This is a genomic window from Streptomyces sp. NPDC048142, from assembly GCF_043202835.1.
GTDB lineage: Bacteria > Actinomycetota > Actinomycetes > Streptomycetales > Streptomycetaceae > Streptomyces.
In genome coordinates this window covers 12,941-25,142 of sequence record NZ_JBIDBC010000031.1, presented here as the reverse complement: position 1 = coordinate 25,142, position 12,202 = coordinate 12,941, and the positions used below count along the sequence as shown (strand labels likewise).

Below are 12,202 nucleotides of genomic sequence, written 5' to 3'. Positions count from 1 at the left end.
GCAGGAGCAGGGGAGCGAGAGCCGTGGACGTCTTCACGACGAAAGCCGGGCGGGTACGGGGGCGGCGCACCGCCCGGGATCGCGGCATCGTCGCCGTACTCGGACTCCCGTACGCGGCCCCGCCGTTCGGCGCCCGCCGGTTCCGGGAGCCGCAGCCGCCGGAACCCTGGGACGGCGTGCGGGACTGCACCGCCTTCGGGCCGATCGCTCCCCAGTCGGCCGAACTGCCGGGCGCGCCGGTCTGGTCGCCCGGTGACGAGGACATCCTCACGCTGAACGTCTGGACGCCCGCCGACGGTCCGGGCGACCTGCCCGTGCTGGTCTGGATCCACGGCGGCGCGTACGTCTTCGGGTCCTCGGCCCAGCCCGACTTCGACGGCACCGCACTGGCGGGCCGGGGGCTCGTCGTCGTCACCGTCAACAGCCGCCTCGGCTTCGAGGGGTTCGGCCATGTGCCCGACGCCGACGACAGCATGCCCTTCGCCGACACCGACGGCAGCATGCCCTTCGCCGACGCCGACGGCAGCACGCCCTTGCCCGACACGGACGGCACCGCCACGCCCTTCCCCGAGGGTGACAGCGGCGGCGGGCCCTTCCCCGACAACCGGGGCCTGCTCGACCAGATCGCCGCCCTGGAATGGGTCCGCGACAACATCTCCGCGTTCGGCGGCTCGCCCGACCGGGTCACCCTGGCCGGGCAGTCTTCGGGCGCCACCTCCGTGGCCTGCCTGACGGTGGCCGGCCGGGTGCGCGGCCTGTTCCGCCGAGCCGTCCTGCACAGTGCCGTCAACGCCTTCGCCACGGTGGAGCAGGCGGCCCGGACCACTGCCGAGGTCGCCGAAGCGGCCGGGGTGCCCGCCACCAGTGCCGGGCTGCTCGCCGCCCCGCCGGAGGTTCTCGTGGCCGCCTCGGACCGGGTCTGTGAGCGGTACACACAGGACCCCGGCTCGGGGCAGCGCCACTACGACCCGGCGATCTACGGTCCGGTCGCCGACGGTGTTCTTCTGACCGCCGACCCGCTGGAGGCACTGGCGTCCGGAGCGGGCGGTGCGGTGGAGCTGCTGGTCTGCCACGCCACGGAGGAGTACTGGCTCATGGACGCGGTCGGCAGCAGCGCGAAGATCACGGCCGAGGAGCAACTGGCCGCCTTCGCCGCCGACTTCGGGCTCCCGGCGTCACTCGTCGACGGCTACCGCGAGCGCCTGCCGGACGCGCCGGTTCTCGATGTCTACCTGTCCCTCTACTCCGGCCTCCTGTTCGCCGAGTACAGCACCCGCCTCGCCGAGGCCCACGCCCTGGCGGGCGGCCGGTCCTTCCTCGCCCGCTTCGACCGGCGCCGGGACCGCGCGGGACAACGGGTACGCGCCTGGCACTGCTCGGACATTCCGTTCGCGTTCGGCAACCTCCATGAGGAGAGCGTTCACTTCCTCGTCGGAGGCCCGCCCGGAGCAGCCGACCAGGAGCTCTCCCGGCGCATGACCCGTGCCTGGGCCGAGTTCGCCGCCCACGGCGACCCGGGCTGGAGCGCCCTCGACGGACCTGCCGGGAACGGGGCGGCGGTACGGGTCTGGCGTACGGCGGAAGAGGAGGCGGACGCGGACGCGGCCCGGCACCCGGGAGGAGCGCGGGCCGAGGGCGTGCGCGGGGCGGAGCACGGTCACGGACCTGAAGACGGGCTCGGGCGAGGGCCGGAGGGCGGGTTCCGTGATCTGTGGCGTACGGCCGGCCTGCCCCTGCTGGCGCCCTGAGGGTCAGCACCGCCCAGCGGCAACGGGACGGTGCTCAGCCGTTGGCACAGCTTCACGAAGTGGTCAAGGTTGGGGGCGTACGGCCGGGCGCCGGTGACGCGTTCCGGACAGCGGCAAACGGCCAAGCCGGGAACCCCCGTCACCGACGCCGTGCGCGCCGTGGCGGGCTTCAGCGCCGTGCCAGGGCCAGCACGCTCAGCCCGAACATCAGGACGCCCAGGGGGAGATGGACCGACGGAATATGCGCGATGCCGACCGCGACCTGGACCGAGGCCAGGGCCAGGAAGCCGGACGCGTGCAGGACGGGCCGGGGCGAGCCGCCGCCCGGCTTCCAGGCCAGCACCGCCGCGAGCACGTACAGCATCGACGCCCCGTACATCACGCGTGCTCCGACGCTGTGCAGCAGCTCTCCGTAGGCCGAGGTCATCAGCAGCCCCGAGGAGACCGCCTGAAGGAAGATGGTCAGGGTCTGCAGAGTGATCGCGATCCGCAGAAACGAGAAGCCGTGCCGTGCTGTCACCTGGATGGCCATGCCATGCTCCGTTTTCTGCCCGTGGGCAGTCGATCGATAAGGTCTCACCAGCCCGACGACGCGGGCCGGTGAAAGGTAAGGCGAGGGGCGGTCGGGAACATGGGACGGCAGGGGTGAGCGCCGGGGGAATAGCCGGTGAGCGCGGCCAACTGATCAATGTGGCGTACCGGTTGCTCGGCTCGCTGGCCGAGTCCGAGGACGCCGTGCAGGAGGCCTACGCGCGCTGGTACGCGCTGCCACGGAGCCGGCGGGACGAGATCGTGTCGCCCGGAGCCTGGCTGACGACGGTGACCGGCCGCATCTGTCTGGACGTGCTCGGTTCGGCGCGGGCCCGGCGCGAACGCTACGTCGGCGCGTGGCTGCCCGATCCGCTGCCCGACCCCGTCGGGCGCGGTCACGACCGGGGCTCCGACCCCGCCGACCAGATGGTCCTGGACGAATCGGTGACCATGGCCTTCCTCGTGGTCCTGGAGGCGATGACTCCCGCCGAGCGCGTGTCGTTCGTCCTGCACGATGTGTTCCGCTACCCCTTCGCCGAGATCGCCGGCGTCCTCGACCGAACCCCCGCCGCCTGCAAGCAGCTCGCGGCCTCCGCCCGGCGGCGGGTGCCCGCCGCCCCGGCTCCGGTGACGGCGGACGCGCGGACCGACGCGGTGCGGCGCGTCAAGGAGGCATGGGAGAACAAGGACATCGCAGCCCTCGTCGCTCTCCTCGACCCGGCCGCCGTGATGACCGCCGACGGCGGAGGTCTCGTCGGCGCGGCCCCGCGCCCGATCGAAGGAGGCGCGCGCATCGCCCCGTACATGGTCGCCATCGCCGACCGGGCCCCGGGGCTCGAACTCCTGGAGCGGGCGGTCAACGGTGTGCCGGGCCTGGTGGCGCGGCGTGGCGTCGTCGTCGTGACCGTGGCCTCGTTCGATGTCGCCGAGGGGCGTGTCTCCCGGATCTGGGTGGTCCGCAATCCGGAGAAGCTGCGGCCGTGGGCGGTTCGCCGGGGGCGCTGACGAACCGTTGCCCCGATCGGCTGTCGGCTCCGTCGGCTCTGTCAGCGCAGGTCGAGCCGCATGAGGACGCGAGGGTGACCGGCCAGCACCGAGGTGGTGTCGGCGGCGTGGGTGAACCCGGCGCGCTCGAAGTTCTTCCGGATCCCGGCGTACGCCATCGTCGTGTCGACCCGGGTGCCACCGCTGTCGAGCGGGTACGCCTCGATCGCCGGCGCGCCGTGCGCACGGGCGAACTCGACCGCACCGGCGATCAGGGCGTGCGAGATCCCCCTCCCGCGATGACCGGGGCGTACGCGGATGCACCACAGCGACCAGACCGGCAGGTCGTCGACGTACGGGATACGCCGGCTGCGCGCGAAGGAGGTGTCCGAGCGCGGCGCCACGGCGGCCCAGCCGACCGGCTCGTCGCCGTCGTGGGCGAGCACCCCCGGCGGGGGCTCCGCACGGCACAGCTCGGCGACATACTCACCGCGGGCCGGCCCGCGAAGCTCGTTGTTGAGCTTGGCCGGAATCCGGTGGCTCAGGCACCAGCAGACGTTGGCCCCGGGTGACTTCGGACCGACCAGGGTGCGAACATCCTCGAAGGCCGAAGCCGGGCGGACGGTGATGGCCATGGCGCCCACGATGCCACGACGCACCCGGTGACACCCGCTGGGGAGCCGCCGGGGGACCCCGCCGCCGGCCACCAAGAGGCAAGGGGGCGCTGCCCGAGCCGTTAGTGCGGCGGCAGCCGCAGCGCCCCGGTGCCCTCGCGCACGTCGTGCACGAGCCGGATCTTCCCCACCGGATTGCCGTGCTCGTCCGTGGTCACCAGGGCCGCGTCGTCGCTGTTGACGCACCGCCCGCGTGTGTCCGGCTCGGGGCAGAACAGGACGTAACCGGTCTGCCGGTCGACGCGGCCCGGCTCCAGTCGCCAGATCCATTGGTAGGTGCTCATCACCACCCGGGGGTAGGTGGCGCGCAGTTGCTCCTTCACCGCGTTCTGCACGGTGTCGCCGAACTTCCGGCTCTCCCGGCGCGGGCGGACGACCCGGGCGCTGCCCGTCGTGTCGACCCGGCCCGCCTCGATCTCGTAACTCGCCGAGAAATAGGCACGCTTGGTGAGCGAGGCCAGCAGGTCCGGCCGGGTCAGCCGCATGAGCGTGGGCCAGGAGTCCTTGCCCCGATGGCGGCGGTCCGCGACGGAGGGGGAGACCACGTTCACGTACGAGGCCCGAGCCTTCGCCGCCTTGCTGTCGGCCCCGCTCGCCGTGACCCAGCGCTGGACGCACTCCCCGATCTCGCCGAGCACCTTCGTCACGGTGGCGTTCGTCGGCTCGGCCACGACGTAGGGCGGGGCGCCGGTCGGGCCGAGGGCGACGACCTCGTAGCCGCACGCGTCGAAGGCGCCCTTGAGCGCCCGGAAGTCCTCGGCCCGCTGCCGGCCGCGCTTCACCGCTTCGGCCAGCACGCCGGCGCAGTCCTTGCGGTCGCACAGGGCCGTGTCGGGCTTGTCGGTCCCGTCCGTCCTGTCGGCGTCGATGCGGAGCCGGACCACGGCGTCGCGGTCGTCGGTGACCGCGAACGTGACCTCCGAGCCGCCGGAGCCCGGGAAGAGCGTGCGTACTCCGATCGCCCTGAGCTGACCCGGGAAGTGCTTCCCTGCCAGTTCCTCCGCCGCCCGGCGGTCGTCCTCGGTGTCGACCACTCCGCACGCGCCCAGCAGTACCACCAGCGAACCCGCCAGTGCGGCGGTCAGTGCGGCGGTCAGTGCGGCTCTCCACCGCCTGCGGCGTGATCCGGTCATCATCTGCTCTTCCCCCCTGGGCCCGCTCCCTGGGCCCGCTCCCTGGGCCCGCTCCCTGGGCCCGCTCCCTGGGCCCGCTCCCTGGGCCCGCTCCCTGGGCCCGCTCCCTGGGCCCACTCCCTGGGCCCACTCCGTGGTCCCACCGCCCGGCCCGGCCCTTGGTCCCGCCCCCTGTTCCTGTGACAGACAGTAGGACGCGTGTCTGCGGGCCGGATGAGTACACCTACTCAGGCCCCGGTGCGCGGCGTCCTCGCACACCCCCTCCCGGCCGATCGTGCAATTGGCATGGACCTGGCTATTGAACTCCGCTACAGTCCGGGACGACATGTCTGAGAGCGCTCTCACGCGGCACGACCACCATGCGCTCCCGGATGCCTCCCGTTCCACCCCACGTCGCTGGAACAACAGGAAGGGTCACTCCCTTGAAACACGCAACCGTGCTGCGGACCGGTCTGTCCGCACTCCTGCTCCTCGGTGCCTGGGCCGCCGCCGGCCCGTCGTCCGCCTCCGCCGCCCCCACCGACTCCGTGCGGCCTCCCGCCTCCGCCGCCCTCCTCACCGCGATGCAGCGCGACCTCGGCCTCAGTGAGGCCGAGGCCCGCGCGAGGCTCGCCGACGAGAAGGCGGCCACCGCCCTGGAGCCGAAGGCGCAGCGCGCCGCGGGCTCCGCCTTCGGCGGCTCCTGGTTCGACGCGAGGACCGGCAAGCTGGTCGTCGCCGTCACGAACGCCGAAAAGGCCGGGGCCGTACGAGCCGCCGGGGCCGATGCCCGGCTCGTGAAGCACTCGGCCGCGCGGCTCGACGCCGCGAAGGCACGGATCGACGCCCTGCCCGCACCGGCCGGAGTGAGCAGCTGGCATGTCGACCCGGCGGCCAGCAGCGTCATCGTGAACGTCGTCGCGTCCGAACAGGGTGACAACGATGTCCGGTCCTTCGTCGCCAAGGCCCGCGAGGTCGGGCCCGTGACCGTGGAGACGACCGCCGAAGTCCCGCAGACCTTCGCCGCGGGAACGGTCGGAGGCGACCCGTACTACACGGGCAACGTCCGCTGCTCGATCGGCTTCTCCGTCCACGGCGGCTTCGTCACCGCCGGGCACTGCGGCGGCGCGGGTCAGTCCGTGCGCGGCTGGGACGGCTCGGCCATCGGCCACTTCCAGGGCTCGTCCTTCCCCGGCAACGACTACGCCTGGGTGAACGTGGCCAACGGCTGGTGGACCGTGCCGGTCGTCCTCGGCTGGGGAGCCGTCTCCGACCAGCTCGTCCGTGGCTCGAACGAGGCGCCGATCGGCGCCTCGATCTGCCGCTCCGGCTCCACCACGCACTGGCACTGCGGCAACGTCCTCGCCAAGAACGAGACCGTCAACTACAGCCAGGGCGCCGTGCACCAGATGACCAAGACGAGCGTCTGCGCCGAGGGCGGCGACTCCGGCGGCTCGTTCATCAGCGGCGACCAGGCCCAGGGCGTCACCTCCGGCGGCTGGGGCAACTGCTCCGGCGGCGGGCAGACCTGGTACCAGCCGGTCAACGAGATCCTCAACCGCTACGGGCTGACCCTGCACACCGCATGATCCGGGGAAGCCGTCCCGCCGCCCTCCCCGGCGGAGCGGCTCCCGCCGGCGGATGAGGGCGCCGGGGCCGCGAGCGGTCCCGGACGGCCGGATGCCATCGGCCGGCGAAGGCAGGAGTGGGCGGTCCCGCCGGTGGGCGGGGCCGCCTTCCTGCGGGGGCGCTGCCGTCCCGGTGCGGGGATTGCCGCAGCAGGCGGGGCGGCGGGGGCCGTGCGGAGCCGGAATCGGCCGTGAAGTGGCGATGCGAGCCCGGCCGGCCCGAAGTGCCCGGCGGGCCTGAAAACATCCCGCGAAACCCATCCCGCGAAACCCATCCCGCGAAACCCATCCCGCGACCCCATCCCGCGAACGCATCCCGGGGAGAGGAAAGTTGGTGGCTCATGCCGGATCCGGATGTGGTCTCTGTCGGGTTTTGTGGGGCGATATTCGGCCACGGACGGTCCCGGCGCGGCCGAGTATCACGTTTTGCTTGTGATCAGTCGCAGCCCCGACCTACGTTGCCCCTTGCGAGATGTCCCAAAGCCAGTGGGGGAGCCAAGTATGGCCGCGACCGGACGGCACCGCAGGTATCAGCCCAGCCGGATCAACCGTGCCTCGCTCGCGGTGACGGCGGGTGGCGCGGGCATCGCGCTCCCGCTCATCGCCGCGGCCTCGGCGGGGGCCGCTTCGGGTGAGGTCTGGGAGAAGGTCGCCGCCTGCGAGTCCAGCGGCAATTGGACCGTCAACACGGGCAACGGCTATTACGGCGGGCTGCAGTTCAGCGGCTCCACCTGGGTGGCCTTCGGCGGCACGCGGTACGCGCCGCGCGCCGATCTCGCCACCCGGGACCAGCAGATCGCCGTCGCCGAGAAGGTGCTGGACGGCCAGGGCCCCGGCGCCTGGCCCACCTGTTCCGTACGGGCGGGGCTCACCCGGGGCGGGGACGCGCCCGGGACCGCGCCGGAGGCGGGGGCCGACACGCAGAGCGCGGGAACCCGGCCCGTCCAGGCCGCGGCTCCGCAGAGCGCGCCGACCGGGCAGCCGCAGACCCGTCCGGCCACGGCGACGCCCACCCAGGTACCGGGCAAGCGTGACTCGTACACCGTCGCGAGCGGCGACTCCCTCTCCGGGATCGCGTCCGCCCAGCGGGTACGCGGCGGCTGGCAGGGCCTCTACGCGGCCAACCGCACCGTCGTCGGGAACGACCCGGACCTGATCTTCCCCGGACAGCGGCTGAGCCTCGACCGGAGCCGGGCGCCAAAGGCGGGGGAGCCGACGAGCCCCGGAAAGCCCGCGGGGCGGACCGCCCCGAAGCCCCCGGCGGCCGAACCCACGAAAGAGACACCCGCGCAGGCCGCGCCGAAGAGGGAAACGCCCCAGCCGGACGCCCCGAAACAACAGGCGCCCAAGGAAGAAGCGCCCAAGAAGGAAGCGCCCAAGAAAGAAGCGCCGAAGCAGGAAGCGCCGAAGAAGGCCGCCCCCGAGAAGGAGCAGCCCGCTCCGGAGCGCGCCGTGAAGCACTCCGGTCTGAGCGCCCCGGTGGCGGCCGGCACCGGCACCGCCTACCGGCAGGCCGGTTCCTGGTCCAGCGGGTATCACACGGGGGTGGACTTCCCCGTGCCCACCGGGACATCGGTGAAGTCGGTGGCCCCAGGACGCATCGTCTCGGCCGGCTGGGCCGGAGCGTACGGCTACGAGGTCGTCATCCGGCACAGCGACGGCAAGTACAGCCAGTACGCCCATCTCTCCGCGCTCCATGTGCGCGCGGGGCAGTCGGTCTCCGGCGGGCAGCGCATCGCCCGCTCCGGCTCCACGGGCAACAGCACGGGCCCGCACCTGCACTTCGAGATCCGTACGGGCCCCGGCTACGGCTCGGACATCGACCCGCTCGCCTACCTCCGGGCGGGCGGCGTCAGGGTCTGAACCGTTCGCTCGGCGGGGGAGCGCCGCAGAGTGGCTCCGCCGCGCCGCCGCTGCTCCGCGAGCGGGCCCTGCGTACCGAACTCCACCTGCGGCACCGCGTGCCCCGGCGGCAGGGGCGACGACATGTGCGCCACGGCCGGCCGCCCCGACCCGGGCCCCGGCACGACCGGTGACGGGGAGGAGTGACCGTCCTCCCGTCCCTCCGCGCCGGGCATCGCGTCGCCAGAGGCGGAGCCGGCGGCCGGGGCCGCGCGCTGCCCGACGGGGGCTGCCGCCTCGGGGTACGTCCGCCGCTCCTGGGCGTGCTCCGCGTTCAGCCGCTCCCGCGTCAGCATGATCAGACCGCCGGCGGCCACGGCTCCGCAGGAGAGAGCCAGGACGGTGCCCGGGACACCGAGGCGGAAGTGCTCGCCGAAGAGCGTGATGCCGATCGCGGCGGCCACCACCGGGTTGACCACCGTCACCGTCGCGAGCGGAGCCGTCAGCCCCGCACCCCGGTAGGCGGCCTGGGACAGGAACAGGCCCGCCGCCGCCAGCACGGCGATCACCAGCAGCGGCAGGACGCCCGAGCGGAGCGAACCGGACGTCCACTCCACGGCCACGGTCTTGGTGAACACCGAGGCCATACCGAACGCCGCGCCCGCGCCCGTGGCCAGGACGATGCTGCGCAGGACCGGCCTGCGCAGCGTACGGGCGAGCACGACGAGCGCGCCGACGGCCCCGAACGTCAGCGAGGCCAGCGCGATCTGCTCGGGACCGTTCAGCGTGTGCGGCGCGGCGTTCCCCGTGAGCGCCAGCAGTCCGCCGAGCCCGGCCGTCGCCATCAGCGCGCCGCGCCAGGCCGTCGCCCCGGCTCTCCGCCCGACGAACAGGGCCGCCATCGGCAGGGCGAAGACGATCGTCAGCGCGCCGAGCGGCTGGACCAGGCTGAGCGGTCCGTACGCGAGCGCCACCACGTGCAGAACCGCACCCGTGCCGTTGAGGAGGACGGCGACCCACCACACGCCGTTGCGCACCAGAGCACGCGAGGAGTTGTCACCGGTCGCGGCCACGCGCTCCTGGATGATCGCACCGGCCGCGTAGGCGACCGCGGAGATCAGTGACAGCAGCACGGACAACGCAAGGGAACTCATGTACACCACGATGTCCCGTCCGGGGCCCCACGTCGTCGTCCTTGAGACTGCACTTCGGCATACTGCCCCAGTAGTACACCCGTCGGACCGACGTCCTCCTCCCGACGGTAGTCCTGCCGCCCCCAGCCGTCAGAAGTTACCGCCCGGCGGATACGGTGAGCCGCGAGGACGGCACGGCCGGTGTCCGTACGGCCGGTCGCGGGAGCGGTCCGCAGACGGACCGGGAACCGAGGGGGAGCAGGGCATGGACCTGGTGCTACTGGGGTCGGTCGGGGGATTCTTCGCACTGCGGACCACCCCGGTGCCGGGCGGTGGACACCGGCCGCTGGAGCGGTTGTACGCGGGGGAGAACGGTCCTCTCGCCGCGCGTGTCGACAAGGTCGCCACGCGCCTCGCGGCCCCCGAGCGCAGGGTCGCCGCCTCCATCGCCCATCTCGGGCTGGCCGCCCGGCTCTGGTCCGTCGCCCTGGGCTCCGCCGCGCTCTTCGGGCGGATCCCCGCCCTGCCGCCCGGAGCCCTCCACTGGGACCCGTCGTCCACCTCGCCGGAGGATCTGTGGCTCGCGGGGACGACGGAGCTGCCCGGCACGGCCGCCCGGATCCGTGAGGAGGTCCAGTACGGGCATCTGGTCCCGCTGGCCGAGGCGTTCCGGCGCGACGGGAACATCTCCCCGCGGCTGTTGTGGGGCAACGCGGGATCCGCGCTCGCCGGAGCCGTACGCGAACTCGTCGCCTTCGCGCGCGCCCACGACCGGCCGGACGTGGCCGCACGGGCGCGGGCGCTGGCGGCCGAACTCTTCGACGACGAGGCGCTGCGCGACACCGGAGCACCGCACGGCCCGGCGTTCCGGCGGCGCAGCTGCTGCCTGTACTGGCGCTGCCCGGGTGGCGGGCTGTGCGGGGACTGCGTGTTCGACCGGGCGCCCGGACCGGCCGCGGCGGGACGGTAGCCGCCGGCCGGAAGGCTGAGGCGCGCCGAAGGAGCGGCGGGAGGCCTCGACTCGGTGAAGCGCAGGGTGCCCTCGCCCAGGGCCTCGACGATCAGGAGCGCCCACTTGCCGGCGACATCGGAGAAGATCTCCCGCGCCGGCGAGTCCGCGCGCCGCAGGTCCGCGTCTCGGGCGAGCCGCTGAACTGCTTGGTCACCATGAGGTTCCCCCGTCACCGAAAAGTGCGTTCTTCCATGTCAGCGGCCACTCTCCTACGGTTCCCGAGTAACCACGAGTGACCGGCACCGGCCGGTCCGGTGGAGCAGAGGGGGCATGTCCCCCGGAACGAGGAGGCGGGCAGGATGGCCATCACCCTGGTGAACCCGAGCAGACTGCCGGAGATCGGCGCCTACCAGCAGGTATCGGTCGCGACCGGATCGAAGCTGGTCTTCATCGCCGGACAGGTCGCCCGGGACGCGGCGGGAGCCACCGTCGGTGCGGGCGACCTCGCCGCGCAGGTCGAGCAGTGTTACGTCAACATCGGCACGGCCCTCGCCGCGGTCGGCGGCACCTTCGAGGACCTGGCGAAGCTGACCGTGTACGTCGTGGACTGGGCGCCCGGGAAGATGCCCCTGTTCCTGGAGGGGGTGTCCCGGGCCGCCGCGCGACTGGGGACCACCCCCGTACCGCCCGGCACGCTGGTGGGCGTCGCGGCCCTGGACATCCCCGAACACCTGGTGGAGGTCGAGGCCGTCGCCGTCCTCGACGCCTGACGGGGGCCCCGGAGTGCGGACGGGCGGGGAGCGCCGGCCGGGCTCAGGTGCTGAGCTGGAACTCCGCCCGGATCCGCTTGCCCACCGGCACCAGCTCGGCCGTGAGCCGGTCGCACAGGGCCACGACGATCTCCATGCCGTGACCGCCCAGGCGGGACGGGTCGGGGGCGTACAGCACGGGCATCGCGGTGCTGCTGTCGTACACCGTGATGCTGATGAGCTGCGCGTTGCCCTCCAGCTCCAGGAGATAGGGGCCGTGGCTGTAGCGGTCGGCGTTGGTGACCAGCTCGCTCACGGCCAGCATCAGGTCGTTGCGCGTGTGTTCGCCGATAGAGGCGAGGCACTCCATCGCGAGTCTTGTCAGGAAACGGTCGGCGAGCGCACGGGCCAGCGCGATGCAGCCGGGCTCGCCGTCGAAGACCTCTGCGCTGAGCAGTACCTCGGCGGAAGCCAGCCCCAGACCCGGGTCTTGCGGTGGGGAGGTGACCTGTTCGTTCATGTGCTCCAGCCAGGGCGCCGCAGTGAGGTCGGAGACCTTTTCCGCCATGCGTCTACCCCTGGCGAAGAATCCCACTCCAGGAGATCCGGACCGATCCTACGCACGTCCGCGCAACCGCACCACGGTCGCGGGGAACCCGTCGGCCCGGCGCATCGCCGCGCCGGTGGAGGAAGTCCAGCGCCCTGCCCGTCGCGTACGACGTGCGGGGCGCTGAGGGTCCTGTGGCCCCCGAAGGCCTCACGGGGCGAACGCCTTGTCCGCGAACTCGGGCGCGATCCCGATCCCGTCGTCCGACACGGTCAGGTGCCAGTCCTCGTCCTCGTGTACGC

General features: G+C 73.0%; 11 protein-coding genes. 6 read left to right on the top strand and 5 right to left on the bottom strand.

What is annotated here, in order from left to right; genetic code table 11:
* Nucleotides 1-23: 23 nt before the first annotated feature.
* The gene (locus ACGF2Y_RS29590) at nucleotides 24-1,748 is read left to right on the top strand and encodes a carboxylesterase/lipase family protein (RefSeq protein ID WP_392953703.1); all 1,725 of its coding nucleotides are present in this window, start codon (nucleotides 24-26) and stop codon (nucleotides 1,746-1,748) included.
* Between the two features lie 169 nt (nucleotides 1,749-1,917).
* Here the strand turns inward: ACGF2Y_RS29590 and ACGF2Y_RS29585 are convergent, their stop codons facing one another.
* Nucleotides 1,918-2,280 (bottom strand): hypothetical protein, encoded by a 363-nt coding sequence (locus ACGF2Y_RS29585; protein WP_392953700.1) that lies wholly within the window; start codon nucleotides 2,278-2,280, stop codon nucleotides 1,918-1,920.
* Between the two features lie 113 nt (nucleotides 2,281-2,393).
* On the opposite strand from ACGF2Y_RS29585, the gene sigJ reads away from it, so the two are divergent.
* Nucleotides 2,394-3,284, top strand: coding sequence for an RNA polymerase sigma factor SigJ (gene sigJ / locus ACGF2Y_RS29580; RefSeq protein ID WP_392953697.1), 891 nt, complete (start codon nucleotides 2,394-2,396; stop codon nucleotides 3,282-3,284).
* 41 nt (nucleotides 3,285-3,325) lie between these two features.
* Here the strand turns inward: sigJ and ACGF2Y_RS29575 are convergent, their stop codons facing one another.
* Nucleotides 3,326-3,898, bottom strand: coding sequence for a GNAT family N-acetyltransferase (locus ACGF2Y_RS29575; protein ID WP_392953694.1), 573 nt, complete (start codon nucleotides 3,896-3,898; stop codon nucleotides 3,326-3,328).
* 101 nt (nucleotides 3,899-3,999) lie between these two features.
* Entirely contained in the window at nucleotides 4,000-5,070 is a 1,071-nt protein-coding gene (locus ACGF2Y_RS29570; protein ID WP_392953853.1) for an SCO7460 family lipoprotein, read from the bottom strand.
* Between the two features lie 422 nt (nucleotides 5,071-5,492).
* On the opposite strand from ACGF2Y_RS29570, the gene ACGF2Y_RS29565 reads away from it, so the two are divergent.
* Complete coding sequence (locus tag ACGF2Y_RS29565) at nucleotides 5,493-6,638, top strand: S1 family peptidase (RefSeq protein WP_392953691.1); 1,146 nt, start codon at nucleotides 5,493-5,495, stop codon at nucleotides 6,636-6,638.
* A gap of 540 nt (nucleotides 6,639-7,178) precedes the next feature.
* Nucleotides 7,179-8,540, top strand: a complete 1,362-nt coding sequence (locus tag ACGF2Y_RS29560) for a transglycosylase family protein (protein WP_392953689.1) — start codon at nucleotides 7,179-7,181, stop codon at nucleotides 8,538-8,540.
* Here ACGF2Y_RS29560 and ACGF2Y_RS29555 read toward each other — a convergent pair.
* Complete coding sequence (locus tag ACGF2Y_RS29555; RefSeq protein WP_392953686.1) at nucleotides 8,510-9,673, bottom strand: DMT family transporter; 1,164 nt, start codon at nucleotides 9,671-9,673, stop codon at nucleotides 8,510-8,512. The genes ACGF2Y_RS29560 and ACGF2Y_RS29555 overlap by 31 nt on opposite strands.
* A gap of 244 nt (nucleotides 9,674-9,917) precedes the next feature.
* Between ACGF2Y_RS29555 and ACGF2Y_RS29550 the strand changes: the two genes are divergently transcribed.
* Together ACGF2Y_RS29550 and ACGF2Y_RS29545 are read left to right on the top strand one after the other, a co-directional pair.
* A complete protein-coding gene (locus tag ACGF2Y_RS29550) occupies nucleotides 9,918-10,622 on the top strand; it encodes a (2Fe-2S)-binding protein (protein WP_392953683.1) in 705 nt (234 codons plus the stop codon).
* A 341-nt stretch (nucleotides 10,623-10,963) separates the two neighbouring features.
* Nucleotides 10,964-11,374, top strand: coding sequence for a RidA family protein (locus tag ACGF2Y_RS29545; RefSeq protein WP_392953680.1), 411 nt, complete (start codon nucleotides 10,964-10,966; stop codon nucleotides 11,372-11,374).
* 43 nt (nucleotides 11,375-11,417) lie between these two features.
* On the opposite strand, the gene ACGF2Y_RS29540 is transcribed toward ACGF2Y_RS29545, so the two are convergent.
* Nucleotides 11,418-11,873 (bottom strand): ATP-binding protein, encoded by a 456-nt coding sequence (locus ACGF2Y_RS29540; protein ID WP_392953850.1) that lies wholly within the window; start codon nucleotides 11,871-11,873, stop codon nucleotides 11,418-11,420.
* Nucleotides 11,874-12,202: the final 329 nt, after the last annotated feature.